The organism is Deinococcus sedimenti (genome assembly GCF_014648135.1).
GTDB classification, from domain to species: domain Bacteria; phylum Deinococcota; class Deinococci; order Deinococcales; family Deinococcaceae; genus Deinococcus; species Deinococcus sedimenti.
In genome coordinates this window covers 263314-278216 of the sequence record NZ_BMQN01000003.1, presented here as the reverse complement: position 1 = coordinate 278216, position 14903 = coordinate 263314, and the positions used below count along the sequence as shown (strand labels likewise).

The window sequence follows — 14903 nt, the reverse complement described above, 5'->3', positions numbered from 1 at the left end:
CTCTGCGCCGAGCGGAGCGAGGACCGGACAGCGGTTTCCAGTTCCGTTGAAGGGCCAAGGGCACGCCCTCCAATTCCACTTCCAACCGCTGATGTTGACGGCTTCTCGCTCTGCTTCGCAGCCTTGCGAGTCCGCTCGTTTCAGGTGTGGTGAGGGGTTCCCAGCACACCTGGAAACGCTGTGAGCAGGGCAGAGGTTGACCGTGGAGCCCCGGTGCACAGGGTGGACCTGGCCGCCGTGGTCAGCGGCGTACGCGCAGGGGTGCGGCGCCCCACAGCGCGAGGCGCAGTTCCTCGCGGGCGGCGTGCAGCGCGGCGTCCAGGTCCGGGCCGCGCCGCGCCACGCCCCGCAGCCAGACTGCCCCGCCCGCCGAGACGCCCGAGGCGAGCCGGCCGGGCACGCCCGGCAGTGAGGCCGGCGGGGCGCCCCCGACGAACACGCCCGACGCCTGGTAGTCGTGCCCGCCCCACACGCCGGGCGCACCGGCGTCCAGGCCCGGGATGAGGCGCTGCCGGTCGAGGTACACCCGGCGGCCCGCGACCCGCACCTGCACGCGGCTCTCGACCGAGTGAAAGGCCAGCCGCTCGCCGGTCTGCACGCGTCCCGACGCGAGCGTCTCCGTCAGCCCGAACTGCGCGCCGTCCTCGAGGTCCGCCGTCAGGGTCTGCGCGAAGGCGCTGCCAGCGAACGGAATCGTGCGCTCCGGGTGGAATTCCAGCCGCGCGCCGGTGGCCACGGTGAAGTGCACGTCCTGCGTGGCGGGGCGCCGGTCCGGTGACGGCTGCACGCGCGTGGCGGACTGCGTGAGGATCAGCACCCGCGCGTCCGCGTCGACCGTGACGCGGATTTCCGCGTGGTCGCCGCCCAGCACGCCACCGGTGGGATTCACGATGAAGACCATCAGCGTGCCGCACGGCAGGGGAAACGGGCGGATCACCATCAGCGGGGCCTTCTGCGTGTCGCGCAGCAGGGCGGTGCGCCCGGCCCGCACCCCGAAGTGCAGGTGCAGGACGCCGGTGCGCGTGCGGGTCAGGAGGCTCAGGGGTTCTCCGGCAGGCCGGTGCGGGGTGGGGGCACGTCGCGGAACAGCAGGTCGTGCTCGATCCAGGCGATCACGTCGCTCAGGCCCTGCCCGGTCCGGAGGTTGGTGAACACGAAGGGACGCACCTGACCCGCCACGGTCCGTCCGGCGCGGGCGTCGGCGTCCATGACGCGCAGGTCGGCGCCCACCATCGGCGCGAGGTCGGTCTTGTTGATCACCAGCAGGTCGCTGGCCCGCACGCCCGGCCCGCCCTTGCGCGGGACCTTCTCGCCGCCGGACACGTCCAGCACGAACATCCACGCGTCCACCAGCTCCGGGGAGAACGAGGACGCCAGATTATCCCCGCCAGACTCGATGAACAGCAGGTCCAGGCCGGGGTAGGCCGCGCTGAGGGCCTCGGCGGCCTCCTGGTTGAGGGAGGTGTCCTCGCGGATCGCGGTGTGGGGGCAGCCGCCGGTCTGCACGCCCCGGATGCGGTCGGCCGGCAGGGCCGCCGCGGCGGTCAGGATGCGCTGATCCTCGAAGGTGTAGATGTCGTTGGTGATGACGGCCAGGTCGTAGCGGTCTCTCAGGGCGCGGCACAGCGCTTCGAGCAGCGCGGTCTTGCCACTGCCGACCGGGCCGCCCACGCCGATGCGCAGGGGAGAGGGGGTCGGGGGATGCGTCATGGGATCTCCTGTGAGCGGCGGGTCGGGGGCGCGGCTACGTCTGGAACAGCCGCGCGTCCAGGGCGGGCTGCTCGCTGGCGGCCACGTCGAGGTGCGGGGTGAACGTGCAGAGGTCGTCCGGTGTGGCGCGCAGCGCCGCGTGGATGCACGCCTGCGCGGCCGGTTCACAGTGGGCGGCGCAGCGCTGGGCGTCCAGCCCGCCCAGGCGCATCAGGCGCGTGGCGGACGTGGCGCGGCCCAGCAGCCAGCCGCTCACGAACGCCGTGACGGTGTCCGCGCGCGGCGTGCAGAGGGCGTGCCCGAGTACGCCGAAAGTGGTCGCGTGGTGCCGTGTGGTGGGCAGGGTCGCCACGACGTCCGGCCAGAGGTGCGTGGCGGCGCGGCGCAGGTTCGCGCCGACCCGCGTGCTCGACGCGCGCAGCCCCGGCACGAGCTTCAGGTCGTCCAGGAGGTCGTCCAATTCCGCCAGCGTGCCGCGGTCGGCGCCCCACGACAGCGCACAGGCTGACGCGTCCTGCGCCCCCCAGCCGTGCGTCAGTTGCCCCGCCAGAAACGCCGTCAGGTCGCCGGGCGTGCGCACCTCGCCGCGCTGCGTCAGGGTTTCCAGACCGTCACTGAACGCGTAGGCACCGGCCGGAAAGGCCGTGTCGGCCAGCTGCAGCAGCCGCAGCAGGCTCATCCCGCGTGCTCCCAGCTGGGACGGCCGTGAAAGGCGCGGAAGTCCCGCGCGAACGGCACGCCCAGCCGCGTGAGCAGCAGTTCCAGCGGCGCGTCCCACAGCGCCAGGAATGCCGGGCCGTCCGTCACGAGGTCCCGGTGCAGATTCCCGACCGCGTGGCCCAGTGCCGCCGCCTCCGCCAGGGTCCGGGGGTGAATCACCGCGACGTCCTCCGGGGCGGCCACCACCACGTACTGCACGCCCGCCTGCTCGTGCAGGCACGTGCCCGGCGTCAGGACCGTGCCGGTCGGGTAGGCCAGGCGCAATTCCACGCCGTCGGGCGCCGTCAGGCGGCGGCGCACCCGGCGGCGATCCACGGCCGTCATCGGCACCGGCACCGGCACTGGCACGGCCGCGCTGCCGGGGCCGCCGGGTGCGGTGGCTGCGGGCAGCAGCGGGCGGCGCAGCCCGGTCAGGCGGGTCACGTCGGCTCGCCCCGCACGAATGCGAACCACGCGTCCAGGCCCGCGCCGCTGCGGCTGCTGAGTTCGATCACCGGCACGCCGGGCCGCGCGCGGTCGATGGCCTCCCGGCACAGGTCCCGGTCGAACCCCACCGCGTCCGCCAGGTCCATCTTCGTGATTACCACCACGTCCGCCGTGTTGAACATCGTCGGGTACTTGAGCGGCTTGTCCTCCCCCTCGGTCGTGCTGATCAGCACCGCGCGGGCCGCCTCGCCCAGATCGTACGAGCTGGGGCACACCAGATTCCCGACGTTCTCGAGAAACAGCACGTCCAGGTCCCGCAGGTCGAAGCGGGGCAGCACCGCCTGCACCATGGCCGCGTCCAGGTGGCACACGGTGCCCGTCACGATCTGCTCGGCCTGCGCGCCCTGCTGGCGCAGCCGCGCCGCGTCGTTCTCGGTCGCCAGGTCTCCCACCGCGACCGCCATGCGCAGGTGGGCGGACAGGTCGCGCAGGGTCCGTTCCAGCAGCGCGGTCTTCCCGGCGCCCGGACTGCTCGCCAGGTTGATGGCCCGCACGCCGGCCGCCGCGAACGCGGAGCGGTTCTGCGCGGCGGTGTGATCGTTCGATTTCAGGATGTGCTGCCGCACGGTCACGATGCGGGGTGTGGTCATACGTCCTCCTGTCCCGGAGTTTCGGAGTCCGGCAGCGCGGTCCGTTCAGGTCCGGCCGGGTCGGGTTCGGGCCGCCCCTGTCGGCCGAGTGCCAGTTCACCAAGTTCGGGGTCACCGAGTTCCAGTTCGTCGAGTTCCAGTTCGTCGCCCTGCACCAGTGCCGGGACGGCCGCGCCGCACGACGGGCAGCGCAGCCCGCGCGTCAGGTCGAGTTCCACCGGTCCGTGCGCGGGGCAGTCGCCCACGCCCGGCACCCGCACCACCGTCAGGCGGGCGCCCTGCAGCGGCGTACCGGCCGCGCAGGCAGGGAAGGCCGCCATGAGAGCCTCCGGGACCACGCTCGACCACGCGCCCACCCGCACCGTCAGCGCCGTGACGCGCGCGCCGCCGTGCTCGTGCAGGGCCTCGGTCGCCACGTCCACCAGCGCGAGCGCCACCGACGCCTCATGCATGAAGTCGACTTGACCTGATTGGCAGGTGGCCGCCCGACCAGTACGCGATCGTGTGAAGCATGGCCCAGGGTAGCCTGCCGCTGCAGGCGCACCCCCGGACCGTGTGTACACAGGTGCACCGGCCCGGCGGGCCGCCCACCCTGCCCGATTCCCAACTCCCGGAGGTTCCGATGTCCGAAGCTGTCCCCGCGCGCCTGCCCGTCACCCTCACCGTGAACGGCGCGGCGCACACCCTGACCGTCGACCCGCGCGTCACCCTGCTCGACGCGCTGCGCGAGACGCTGCACCTGACCGGCACCAAGAAGGGCTGCGATCACGGTCAGTGCGGCGCGTGCACCGTCCTGCTCGACGGGCAGCGCGTCCTCAGCTGCCTGACGCTGGCGGTCATGCACGACGGTCAGGCCGTCACCACCGTCGAGGGGCTGGGCACGCCGGAACAGCTGCACCCGCTGCAGGACGCCTTCATCCGCCACGACGGCTACCAGTGCGGGTACTGCACGCCCGGGCAGCTGTGCTCGTCGGTCGGGACGCTGGACGAGATCGCACGCGGCGTCCCCAGCCACGTCACCGCGCACCTGGACGACGTGACCTTCAGCGCCGAGGAGCTGCGTGAGCGCCTGAGCGGCAACATCTGCCGCTGCGCCGCGTACCCGAACATCATCGCGGCCGTCATGGACGTGCACGCCGGAGAGGGCGCGTGAGGGCCTTCTCGTACGCCCGCGCCGAGACGCCGCAGGCCGCCGCGCAGGCCGCCGAGGCGCCCGGCACCAAGTTCATCGCGGGCGGCACCAACCTGCTGGACCTGATGAAACTCGACATCGAGCAGCCCAGCCGCCTGATCGACCTCGGGCCGCTCGACCTGCGCGCCGTGACGGACACCCCGGACGGCGGCCTGCACGTCGGGGCGCTCGTGACGAACACCGACCTCGCCGCGCACCCGCGCGTGAAGGCCGACTACGCCGTCCTCACGCGCGCCATCGTGGCCGGCGCGTCCGGGCAGATCCGCAACAAGGCCACCACCGGCGGCAACCTGCTGCAGCGCGCCCGCTGCCCGTACTTCTACGACACCAACCTCCCGTGCAACAAACGCGACCCCGGCAGCGGCTGCGCGGCCCTGCGCGGCCTGAGCCGGACCCTGGCCGTGGTCGGCACCAGCGACGCCTGCATCGCCCAGCACCCGTCGGACATGGCGGTCGCGCTGCGCGTGCTGGACGCCACCGTGAACACCCTGAAACCCGACGGCACGCCCCGCGCCCTGACGCTCGACGAGTTCTACCGCCTGCCGGAGGACACCCCGCACCTCGAGACCACGCTGGAACCCGGTGAACTCATCACCGGCGTGACCCTGCCCCCCCCGGTCGGCGGCACGCACGTGTACCGCAAGGTCAGGGACCGCGCGTCGTACGCGTTCGCGCTGGTGTCGGTCGCGGCCATCGTGAACGGCCCGGACGTCCGCGTGGCGTTCGGCGGGGTCGCGCCGCGCCCCTGGCGCGTCCGGGACGCCGAGCGCGCCGCCGCGCAGGCCAGCGGTGAGGCGCGCGCCGACACGCTGATCGACCGGGCGTTCGAGGGCGCGCGCCCCACCGAGCAGAACGCCTTCAAGGTGCCGCTGCTGCGCCGCACCGTCCGGGCCGTGCTGGCCCAGGCGGCCCAGGAGGAACAGGCATGAAGTTCGAGCAGGCGTCCCCCCCCAACCCCATTGATCAGGAGCGCGTCGTCACCCGGCCCTACACCCGCATCGAGGGCCCACTGAAAGTCACCGGGCAGGCCACGTACGCCTACGAGTACCAGCTGCCCGAGGCGCCCACGTACGGCTTCGTGCTCGGCTCGCAGATCGCCCACGGCCGGGTCACGCGCATCGACACGCGCGCGGCCGAGGCGGCCCCCGGCGTCCTGCTGGTCCTGACGCACGAGAACATGCCGACCCAGGCGAAGAGCGACACGCCCGTCCCGCAGCAGACCGAGGCGTCCCCGCAACTCAGCGGACCCGAGATCCGCCACTACCATCAGGCCGTCGCGTTCGTCGTGGCCGAGACCTTCGAGCAGGCCCGCGCCGCCGCGCACCTCATCGAGATCGAGTACGACCGCATGCCCGGCCAGTTCACCCTGGCCGACACCACCGAGCAGGGCAAGGAACCCAAGGACGCCGTGGACAGCGTCGTCGGTGACTTCGAACCGGCCTTCAAAAAATCGGCGGTGCGCGTCGACCTGACCTACATCACCCCCGACCAGTCGCAGGCACCCATGGAACCGCACGCCACCATCGCCCACTGGGACGGCGACCAGCTGACCGTTCACACCGCGCATCAGGTGGTGCACTGGGTCCGGCGCGGCCTGGCGCTGACCCTGAACCTCCCGCAGAAGGACGTGCGGGTCGTCGCGGCGTACATCGGCGGGGGCTTCGGCACGAAACTGCTGTTCTTCTCCGACGCGGTGCTCTCCGCCGCCGCCGCGCGCCTGCTGGGCCGCCCCGTCAAGACGACCCTGCAGCGGCCCCTGATCTTCAACAACACCTCCCACCGCGCCGCGACCATCCAGCGCGTCCGCCTCGGCGCGGACGAGGACGGCGTCCTGCACGCCGTCGGGCACGACACCTGGACCGGGAACCTGCCCGGCGGGGACAGCGAACCCGCCGGCGAGCAGACCAAGTACCTGTACGGCGGCGAGCACCGCCTGATCCGCACCCGCCAGAGCGAACTGGACCTGCCGCCCGGCGCGAGCATGCGCGCCCCCGGCGAGGCGGTCGGCATGCTCGCCATCGAGGGCGCCATGGACGAACTCGCCGAGCAGCTGGGCCTCGACCCGGTCGAACTGCGCCTGCGCAACGACGTGCAGTTCGACCCCGAAAAAGGTCCGAAGCGGCCCTTCTCGTCCCGCCGCCTGGCAGCCGCGCTACGCACCGGCGCGAAGGCGTTCGGCTGGGACGACCGGCCCCGCGCGCCCCGCGAACGGCAGGATGGCGAGTGGTACGTGGGCTACGGCGTGGCGTCCGCGTTCCGCACCAACCTCGTGCAGCCGTCCGGCGCGACCGTCCGCCTGAACCCCGGCGGGACCCTGACCGTGGAAACACAGATGACCGACATCGGCACCGGCAGCTACACGGTCCTGGCGCAGGTCGCCGCGGAGATGCTCGGCCTAGACGTCCCGCAGGTCGAGGTGAAACTCGGCGACTCGGACTTCCCCAAGGCCAGCGGGTCCGGCGGTTCCTGGGGCGCGAACAGCAGTTCCGCCGGCGTGTACGCCGCCTGCGACGAGTTGCGCCGCACCCTGGCGCAACAGGCCGGGTACTCGCCCGCCAGTGCCGTCTTCCGCGGCGGGAAGGTCTGGGAGGGCGCCGACTGCACCGACCTGAGTGACCTGGCCGGGAAGAGCGGCGTGGAGGCCACCGCGCGCATCACCTTCGGGGACCTGACCAAGCAGTTCATGCAGGCGGGCTTCGGCGCGCACTTCGTGGAGGTCGGCGTGAACGCCCACACCGGTGAGATCCGCGTGCGCCGCGCCCTGAGCGTCGTCGCCGCCGGACGCATCCTGAACCCCGTCACGGCCCGTAGCCAGTGCCTGGGCGGCATGACCATGGGCATCGGCAGCGCCCTGATGGAGGCCCTGCACGTCGACCACGAACTCGGCCTGTTCGTCAACCACGACCTGGGCGAGTACCACGTGCCCGTCCACGCGGACATCCCGGATCTCGACGTGATCTTCCTGGATGAACTCGACGACCAGTCCAGCCCGCTGCGCGCCAAGGGCGTCGGGGAACTGGGCATCAGCGGCGTCGGCGCGGCGGTCGCGAACGCCGTGTACAACGCCAGCGGCGTCCGCGTGCGCGACTTCCCCATCACCCTGGACAGGGTTCTCGCCGGGTGGGACGACCAGCCGGTCACCTGACCGGGCTGACGCCTGTGACCGGCGCCCTGGGGGTCAGGCATACCCCAGGGCGCCGGTCGTGGTCCGGTCACAGCGGTTTCCAGTTCCATTGAGGGGCCAAGGGCACGCCCTATAACTTCACTTCCAACCGCTAAAGTGCGTCTGAAGACCGTCAGGGTGGATCTTTTGCCAGGCGACGCACCATCAGACGAATCATGACTTCATAGACCAGGTTCTCCGCGGTGTCGATGAGCGCTTCGTGGTCCTTGGCCATCCTGCACGACTTTCCCAACCAAGCGAAAGTTCGCTCCACCACCCAACGGCGCTTCAGCACCACAAACCCTTTTGGCACCTCCACGACGCGTGGAGGTGCGTCCTTTGGCGCTCAGGTCCACTGCCATCCGGACCAGGGACGTTTGACGATCTCCATCGTCCAGCCCAGATGGGTCTTGATGTCGCTCGCCAGCTTGCCGGTGTACCCAGTATCCGCCCACATATGCCCCATGCGTGGGACAACATTGGGCAGGTCGCGCAGCAGGAGGACCGCACTGGTGCGGTCCTGGATATCAGCCTCGTGTACCTTGATCGCCATGATGAGTCCCAGGGTGTCGACGAGCAGGTGACGTTTACGACCACTGACTTTCTTTCAGCCGCGAGGGCCACCGGCTTCGGTCGTTTTCACCGATTGGCTGTCGATGATCGCGGCACTGGGGGTCGCTGCGCGACACTCACGCTGGCGGACTAACTCCCGAAGGACCATATGAAGTGCCTCCCAGACGCCCCGCAGTCGCCATAGACGGTGATCGTGATCAATCGTCTGCCAGGGGGTAAATCGTGCGGCATCGCCCGCCACGCAATTCCGTCCCGCAGGACGTCAAAGATCCCGTCCAGGATCTCTCGCGGCGACCACTTCCGTGGACGACCAACGGATGACGCTTGAGGCAGAAGAGGAAAAATTACGTTCCACTCGGCGTCGGTGAAATCATTTGGATACGCAGCTCGGGTCATGAGCGCTCCACCTCCGACCTCTACCGTGCGCGCACGATGCCTCTGAGAAAACCTGCGCCAGCACGTTTTTCAGATGCACTTTAGAGCGAACCTTCGCCTAGTTGGGAAAGTCGCGGAGGATGGCCAAGGACGACGAAGCGCTCATCGACACCGCGGAGAACCTGGTCTATGAAGTCATGATTCGGCTGATGGTGCGTCGCCTGGCAAAAGATCCACCCTGACGGTCTTCAGACGCACTTTAACGAGACAACAGAGTCGAGCATCATGGTGTCACATGCATACCCCTCGGCCGATAGTTTTTCCGACGTGCTACAGGCCTTCGATAAGGGCGAGCTGAAGCAAAAATGGGGGCAGTAATGAAAATTTTAGCGATTACACTAGCCGCAACCGCAATTGGAGCACTCTCTATTGCACTGATCAGCAAGAGAAGCTCGGCCGTTGAAAGGGTTGTAACTATTGAAGGCTCCTTCGACGTTTACCCGACTTTCAAGGAAGCCGAGAAAGAGTCTCCCCTCATTGTCGTCGGAAACCTGAGGGGAGACTTTGAAAAAGCACGCTTTTTTAAAGCTACAGAAGAGTCAGGCATGCCTTATGCGGAGCGAGAGATTTTTGTGACCAAAGTCCTTAAAAACCGCCTCCCGAACCGAGTTAGGCCAGGAGACAAGCTGAAGTTTCTAGAGCCAGCTGCAATTATGGACGATGCGGAAGGAAAGCGGACGCTGTACCAGCTTGGGGATTATATTGGGGTCAAAAAAGCTGGAGGACCACTCTTGTTTTTCTTGACTGCCAGTGGCTTCAGTGGCAATTTTTCGCTGACGAATATGAATCTTTCCCGAATCCCGATGGGTCAGGTACCTCTGGAGCACTACTATTCGAATAAGTTTGAGGAGAAGCGTGCGCTCGGGATTTTAGAGGATGCACGTCTTGCGGGCCTCCTTAAATAGCCGCCTATAAGAAGAAGCCTGACTTATTGAGAGCGGCCGAGGTTTGCATCGTCCGAAAGGGATCGTTGTCCATCCAGCATTCGGCAAATATCGCCACATCAACTCTAAGCCGTGCCGTTATCAATATTGTCGGCGGGTATTCACCCTGCTCGTTTCGGGGAGACTGAGAAAACCCCTCAGTCTCCCTGAAAACCGCTGTCAGAACAGGAAGTACCGCTGGGCGAGTGGGAGTTCGTCCAGCGGCTCGCACGTCACGAGGTCGCCGTTCACGCGCACCTCGTACGTTTCGGGGTTGACGTGGATGTCGGGCGTCTCGGCGTTGAGGATCATGTCCCGCTTGCCGATGTCGCGGGTGTGTGAGACGGCGCTGTAGCGGCGGCCCACGTCCGGCAGGTGGCCGTCCTGAAGGCTGACCTGCGACACGAAGTGCAGGCAGGTGGTGTCCGGTCCGGCGCCGTGCGCGGCGAACATCGGGCGGGGGTACACGGGTTGCGGCGTGGGGATGCTGGCGTTCGCGTCGCCCATCTGCGCGGCGACGACGAACCCACCCTTGATGACCAGCGCGGTCTTCGCGCCGAAGAAGGCGGGTTTCCACAGCACCAGATCGGCCAGTTTCCCGACCTCGACGCTGCCGACCTCGTGCGCGATGCCGTGGGCGACGGCGGGGTTGATGGTGTACTTGGCGACGTACCGCCGGGCGCGCAGGTTGTCCGCGCGGGTGTCGGCGCCCAGACCGGGAATGTTCAGCGGGCCGCGCTGGAGTTTCATCTTGTGCGCCGTCTGCCACGTGCGGGTGATGACCTCGCCCACGCGGCCCATCGCCTGACTGTCGCTGCTCATCATGCTGAACACGCCCAGGTCGTGCAGGACGTCCTCGGCGGCGATCGTCTCGGGGCGGATGCGGCTCTCGGCAAACGAGACGTCCTCGGGAATGCGCGGGCTGAGGTGGTGGCAGACCATCAGCATGTCCAGATGCTCGTGGATGGTGTTCACCGTGAACGGCATGGTCGGGTTGGTGCTGCTCGGCAGGACGTTCGGCAGCCCCGCCACCTTGATGATGTCCGGCGCGTGCCCGCCCCCGGCGCCCTCGGTGTGGAAGGTGTGGATGGTGCGCCCCGCGAACGCCCGGATGGAGTCCTCGACGAACCCCGACTCGTTCAGCGTGTCGGTGTGGATCGCGACCTGGATGTCGAAGTCCTCGGCGACGCTCAGCGCGGCGTGGATGGCGGCGGGCGTGGTGCCCCAGTCCTCGTGCAGTTTCAGGCCCAGCGCCCCCGCGCGGATCTGCTCAGCCAGCGGCGGCTGTGTGCTGGCATTCCCCTTGCCGAGCAGCCCGAAGTTCAGCGGCAGGCCCGCCAGGGATTCCAGCATGCGGTGGATGTGCCACTCGCCCGGCGTGCAGGTCGTCGCCGACGTGCCCGCCGTGGGGCCGGTGCCGCCGCCGATCATGGTCGTCACACCGGATTCCAGCGCCGTCCAGCACTGCTGCGGCGCGATGAAGTGAATGTGCGTGTCCACCCCGCCCGCCGTGAGGATGTGCCCCTCGCCCGCGACGATCTCGGTACTCGCCCCGATGGTCAGGCCCGGCGTGACGCCATCCTGCGTGCCGGGATTCCCGGCCTTGCCGATGGCCGTGATCCGCCCGTTCTTCACGCCCACGTCCGCCTTCACGACGCCCCAGTGATCCAGAATCAGCGCGTTCGTGATCACCAGATCCGGCACATTCGGATCAGAACGGGTGGCGGTGCTGCTCTGGCCCAGCCCGTCCCGGATGACCTTCCCGCCGCCGAACTTGACCTCCTCGCCGTACGTGGTGAAGTCCCGCTCGACCTCGATCAGGAGCCCCGTGTCGCCCAGCCGCACGCGGTCACCCACCGTGGGGCCGTACAGGTCGGCGTACTGCTTCCGGGTGACCCTCACTCGGCCCCTCCGAAGCCCTGCTCGCGGGCGCGGCCCAGCGCGGCGCGGTTCATGCCCTCGCCGTCCAGTGCGCCGCTGACTAGGGCGTTCATGCCGTGCACCTCGCGCGTGCCGCCCAGGGGCACGAGGTCCACGTCGCGTTCCTCGCCCGGCTCGAAGCGCACGGCCGTGCCGGCGGGAATATTCAGCCGCTGGCCGTACGCGCGGGCGCGGTCGAAGTGCAGGCCGGCGTTCACCTCGAAGAAATGGAAGTGACTGCCGACCTGAATGGGGCGGTCCGTGCGGTTGGCGACGGTGAGGGGCGTGACGGGCCGCCCGGCGTTCAGTTCGATGTCGTCGTCCTCGAGCAGGTACTCGCCGGGGACGACCGCGCTGGCCGCGCCGCGGATGGGGTCGTGAATGGTCACCAGTTTGGTCCCGTCGGGAAACGTGCCCTCCACCTGGATGTCGTGGATCAGCTCGGGTACGCCGTCCATTACGTCGTCCGGCGTGAGGATCGTCGCGCCCCAGCTCATCAGGTCCTCCACGCGCCGGCCGTCGCGGATGCCTTCGAGCACGGCCGCGGTGATCAGCGCCACCGCTTCAGGGTGGTTGAGTTTCAGGCCGCGGGCGCGGCGATCCCGGGCCACCTGGGCCGCCGCAAAGATCAGGAGCTTGTCTCGTTCGCGTTCGGTGAGCTGCATGCCGGGTGAACCTCCTGAGCGGGACGGGAATGGCTCAGGCTACTGCGGGTCCGCCCGACCGGCCGGGTTTGTGTAGACCGCCGGGCGGGCACGCCCGGACCGCAGCGCGCCGCGGGCCAGCCCGGCGTTACAGGAGGGTGGCCAGTTCAGCCTGCTCGTAGTGGCGGTGCAGGGCCAGCGCGGCCCGGTCGGGTTGCCGGTCGGCGATGGCACGCGCCACCTGCCGGTGCGCGTCGACGAACGCGTCGGTGTGAAAGGTGTCCACGTAGTGGTGCCGGCCGTGCGCGATGGACTGCCCGGCCAGGTCGCTGAAGGTGCGGGCCAGCAGCACGAACAGCGGGTTGCCGGAACTCTCGGCGATCAGGGCGTGGAAGTGCAGGTCGTCACGCAGGAGGTCCGGACTGCTGCGCAGCTGCTCGGCGGCCTGCACGAGGGCCTGGGCCTGCGGTTCGCTGCGGTGCAGGGCCGCGAGGCGGGCCGCTTCGGTGTCCAGGGCGCGCCGCAGGCTCAGGGCGTGCTGAACGCTCACCTGACCGGTGCTGAGCGCGTGGCGGAGCATCAGCGTGACGGGATCGGCGTTCAGGTGGCCGACGCGGGGCGCGCGGCCGTTGCTCAGGCTGACCGCGCCGGTGGCCGCCAGGGCGCGGTACGCTTCGCGCACCATGCCGCGGCTGATGCCCAGGTCGCGGCTGAGCTGCCCCTCGGACGGCAGGGGCGCGCCGGCGGGCAGCCGCTGCGTCTGGATGAGGCGCTGCACGTGCGCCATGGCCGTGTCGAGGCGGGTGGGGGAGACAGGGGCGCTCACCTGCTCACCATAGGGTCCGCCCGGCGGTATTGAACAGGACGCCCGGAACCTGTTGAATAGGTCATGGCAACTCCTCAAGCGGACGTGATCGTCGTGGGCGCCGGACTGGCCGGACTGGTCGCCGCTGCCGAACTGGCCGACGCTGGCCGGACCGTGCTCCTGCTGGATCAGGAAGGCGAGCAGAATCTCGGCGGGCAGGCCCACTGGTCGTTCGGCGGGCTGTTCTTCGTGGACAGCCCCGAACAGCGCCGCCTGGGCATCCGCGACTCGCTGGACCTCGCGCGGCGCGACTGGGCGGTCACGGCCGCCTTTGACCGCCCCGAGGACCACTGGCCCCGGCAGTGGGCCGACGCGTACCTGGATTTCGCCGCGGGCGAGAAGCGCGAGTGGCTGCGTGGCATGGGCATGCGCTGGTTCCCCGCGGTCGGCTGGGCCGAGCGGGGCGGGGCAGGCGCGGGCCAGCCGGGCAACAGCGTCCCGCGGTTCCACATCACCTGGGGGACCGGGCCCGGGGTGGTCGAACCCTTTGAGCGGCGCGTGCGGGCGCACCAGCAGGCTGGCCGCATCCAGTTCCGGTTCCGGCACCGCGTCCGCCGCCTGAACATCACGGCGGGCGCGGTTCACGGCGTCAGCGGCGACGTGCTGGAACCGTCGGACACCCCGCGCGGCGAGTCCAGTTCACGCGTCGTGACCGGGGACTTCGACCTGAACGCCGGGGCGGTCCTCATCACGTCCGGCGGGATCGGAGGGAACCACGACCTCGTGCGGCGCTTCTGGCCCACCGACCGACTCGGCCCCGCCCCCACCCATCTGCTGTCCGGCGTACCGCAGCACGTGGACGGCCTCCTGCAGCAGCAGGTCGCCGCTCAGGGCGGGAACCTCATCAACCCGGACCGCATGTGGCACTACACCGAGGGCCTGCGCAACTGGAACCCCATCTGGCCCGCGCACGCCATCCGCATCCTGCCCGGCCCCAGCAGCCTGTGGCTCGACCCGACCGGCCGCCGCCTCCCGTACCCGCACATTCCCGGCGCGAGTACCCTGGACACCCTGCAGCACATCACCACGCGCGGCTACCCGCACACGTGGTTCCTGGCCAACCGCGCGGTCATCAAACGCGAATACGCCCTGAGCGGCAGCGAACAGAACCACGACCTCACCCACCGCGACCTGAAAGCCGTCGCCGGACGGCTGGGCCGGAACCTGACCCCGGCCCTCCAGGCGTTCGTGGACCACGGCGCGGACTTCGTCGTGCGGGACACCCTGCCGGACCTCGTGCGCGGCATGAACGACCTGACCCCGGACACGCCCGTCGACCACGCCACCGTGGAACGCGAGGTGCTGGACCGCGACCTGCAGGTCCGCAACCCCGCCGGAAAGGACCCGCAGCTGGCCGTCGTGCGCGGCGCGCGCGCCATCCTCAGCGAGAAGCTCATCCGCGTGGCGAACCCCGCCCCGATCCTCGACCCCGCCAGCGGCCCCCTGATCGCCGTGAAACTGAACATCCTCACCCGCAAATCCCTCGGCGGACTCGAAACGAACCTGCAGGGGCAGGTGCTCGGCCCGGGCGGGCAGCCCATCCCCGGCCTGTACGCCGCAGGGGAGGTCGCGGGCTTCGGCGGGGGCGGCTTCCACGGCTACCGCGCACTGGAAGGCACGTTCCTGGGTGGCTGCCTGTTCAGCGGGCGCGTGGCGGGCCGCGCCCTGCGCTGACCCCCGCG

The 14903-nt window shown here is 69.6% G+C and carries 14 protein-coding genes and 2 pseudogenes; 6 read left to right on the top strand and 10 right to left on the bottom strand.

What is annotated here, in order from left to right; genetic code table 11:
* Window positions 1-241: 241 nt before the first annotated feature.
* Genes IEY69_RS10410 through IEY69_RS10385 form a run of 6 tightly spaced genes read right to left on the bottom strand, consistent with a single transcriptional unit; the run spans window position 242 to window position 3958 of the window.
* Window positions 242-1009 (bottom strand): urease accessory protein UreD, encoded by a 768-nt coding sequence (locus IEY69_RS10410; RefSeq protein ID WP_505705240.1) that lies wholly within the window; start codon window positions 1007-1009, stop codon window positions 242-244.
* A 29-nt stretch (window positions 1010-1038) separates the two neighbouring features.
* Window positions 1039-1710 (bottom strand): urease accessory protein UreG, encoded by a 672-nt coding sequence (gene ureG, locus IEY69_RS10405; RefSeq protein WP_189073086.1) that lies wholly within the window; start codon window positions 1708-1710, stop codon window positions 1039-1041.
* 34 nt (window positions 1711-1744) lie between these two features.
* Complete coding sequence (locus IEY69_RS10400; RefSeq protein WP_189073085.1) at window positions 1745-2389, bottom strand: urease accessory protein UreF; 645 nt, start codon at window positions 2387-2389, stop codon at window positions 1745-1747.
* A complete protein-coding gene (locus IEY69_RS10395; RefSeq protein WP_189073084.1) occupies window positions 2386-2853 on the bottom strand; it encodes an urease accessory protein UreE in 468 nt (155 codons plus the stop codon). The genes IEY69_RS10400 and IEY69_RS10395 overlap by 4 nt, the downstream gene beginning before the upstream one ends.
* Window positions 2850-3506 carry a hydrogenase nickel incorporation protein HypB gene (gene hypB, locus IEY69_RS10390; protein WP_189073083.1) on the bottom strand — a complete coding sequence of 219 codons (657 nt, stop codon included), beginning with the start codon at window positions 3504-3506 and terminating at the stop codon, window positions 2850-2852. The genes IEY69_RS10395 and hypB overlap by 4 nt, the downstream gene beginning before the upstream one ends.
* Window positions 3503-3958 carry a hydrogenase maturation nickel metallochaperone HypA/HybF gene (locus IEY69_RS10385; protein ID WP_189073082.1) on the bottom strand — a complete coding sequence of 152 codons (456 nt, stop codon included), beginning with the start codon at window positions 3956-3958 and terminating at the stop codon, window positions 3503-3505. Before IEY69_RS10385 ends, hypB begins: the two co-directional genes overlap by 4 nt.
* A 170-nt stretch (window positions 3959-4128) precedes the next feature.
* Here IEY69_RS10385 and IEY69_RS10380 point away from each other — a divergent pair, with 170 nt between their 5' ends.
* Genes IEY69_RS10380 through IEY69_RS10370 form a run of 3 tightly spaced genes read left to right on the top strand, consistent with a single transcriptional unit; the run spans window position 4129 to window position 7843 of the window.
* Window positions 4129-4659 (top strand): 2Fe-2S iron-sulfur cluster-binding protein, encoded by a 531-nt coding sequence (locus IEY69_RS10380; protein WP_229783837.1) that lies wholly within the window; start codon window positions 4129-4131, stop codon window positions 4657-4659.
* Window positions 4656-5627, top strand: coding sequence for an FAD binding domain-containing protein (locus IEY69_RS10375; RefSeq protein WP_189073080.1), 972 nt, complete (start codon window positions 4656-4658; stop codon window positions 5625-5627). Before IEY69_RS10380 ends, IEY69_RS10375 begins: the two co-directional genes overlap by 4 nt.
* Window positions 5624-7843 carry a xanthine dehydrogenase family protein molybdopterin-binding subunit gene (locus IEY69_RS10370; RefSeq protein ID WP_189073079.1) on the top strand — a complete coding sequence of 740 codons (2220 nt, stop codon included), beginning with the start codon at window positions 5624-5626 and terminating at the stop codon, window positions 7841-7843. The genes IEY69_RS10375 and IEY69_RS10370 overlap by 4 nt, the downstream gene beginning before the upstream one ends.
* 151 nt (window positions 7844-7994) lie before the next feature.
* On the opposite strand, the pseudogene IEY69_RS10365 reads toward IEY69_RS10370, so the two are convergent.
* Window positions 7995-8830: pseudogene (locus IEY69_RS10365) on the bottom strand (IS5 family transposase).
* Between the two features lie 110 nt (window positions 8831-8940).
* Here IEY69_RS10365 and IEY69_RS10360 point away from each other — a divergent pair.
* Window positions 8941-9051, top strand: a pseudogene (locus tag IEY69_RS10360) (IS5/IS1182 family transposase); the annotation flags it as partial.
* 135 nt (window positions 9052-9186) lie between these two features.
* Window positions 9187-9774 carry a hypothetical protein gene (locus IEY69_RS10355; RefSeq protein ID WP_189073078.1) on the top strand — a complete coding sequence of 196 codons (588 nt, stop codon included), beginning with the start codon at window positions 9187-9189 and terminating at the stop codon, window positions 9772-9774.
* 198 nt (window positions 9775-9972) lie between these two features.
* On the opposite strand, the gene ureC is transcribed toward IEY69_RS10355, so the two are convergent.
* From ureC to IEY69_RS10340, 3 genes are all read right to left on the bottom strand, one after another.
* Window positions 9973-11694: an urease subunit alpha gene (ureC, locus tag IEY69_RS10350; RefSeq protein ID WP_189073077.1), complete on the bottom strand. Its 1722-nt coding sequence runs from the start codon at window positions 11692-11694 to the stop codon at window positions 9973-9975.
* Window positions 11691-12377, bottom strand: a complete 687-nt coding sequence (locus tag IEY69_RS10345) for an urease subunit gamma (RefSeq protein ID WP_189073076.1) — start codon at window positions 12375-12377, stop codon at window positions 11691-11693. Before IEY69_RS10345 ends, ureC begins: the two co-directional genes overlap by 4 nt.
* Window positions 12378-12504: 127 nt before the next feature.
* Window positions 12505-13182, bottom strand: coding sequence for a FadR/GntR family transcriptional regulator (locus IEY69_RS10340; RefSeq protein WP_189073075.1), 678 nt, complete (start codon window positions 13180-13182; stop codon window positions 12505-12507).
* Between the two features lie 63 nt (window positions 13183-13245).
* Here IEY69_RS10340 and IEY69_RS10335 point away from each other — a divergent pair, with 63 nt between their 5' ends.
* Window positions 13246-14895: an FAD-binding dehydrogenase gene (locus IEY69_RS10335; RefSeq protein ID WP_189073074.1), complete on the top strand. Its 1650-nt coding sequence runs from the start codon at window positions 13246-13248 to the stop codon at window positions 14893-14895.
* Window positions 14896-14903 lie beyond the last annotated feature (8 nt).

Bases quoted from the DNA above. Each gene is read 5' to 3' on its own strand.
- ureG (WP_189073086.1), bottom strand. From the start codon at position 1,710: ATGACGCATCCCCCGACCCCCTCTCCCCTGCGCATCGGCGTGGGCGGC.
- IEY69_RS10385 (WP_189073082.1), bottom strand. From the start codon at position 3,958: ATGCATGAGGCGTCGGTGGCGCTCGCGCTGGTGGACGTGGCGACCGAG.
- IEY69_RS10370 (WP_189073079.1), top strand. From the start codon at position 5,624: ATGAAGTTCGAGCAGGCGTCCCCCCCCAACCCCATTGATCAGGAGCGC.
- IEY69_RS10335 (WP_189073074.1), top strand. From the start codon at position 13,246: ATGGCAACTCCTCAAGCGGACGTGATCGTCGTGGGCGCCGGACTGGCC.
- IEY69_RS10345 (WP_189073076.1), bottom strand. From the start codon at position 12,377: ATGCAGCTCACCGAACGCGAACGAGACAAGCTCCTGATCTTTGCGGCG.
- hypB (WP_189073083.1), bottom strand. From the start codon at position 3,506: ATGACCACACCCCGCATCGTGACCGTGCGGCAGCACATCCTGAAATCG.
- IEY69_RS10380 (WP_229783837.1), top strand. From the start codon at position 4,129: ATGTCCGAAGCTGTCCCCGCGCGCCTGCCCGTCACCCTCACCGTGAAC.
- IEY69_RS10355 (WP_189073078.1), top strand. From the start codon at position 9,187: ATGAAAATTTTAGCGATTACACTAGCCGCAACCGCAATTGGAGCACTC.
- IEY69_RS10400 (WP_189073085.1), bottom strand. From the start codon at position 2,389: ATGAGCCTGCTGCGGCTGCTGCAGCTGGCCGACACGGCCTTTCCGGCC.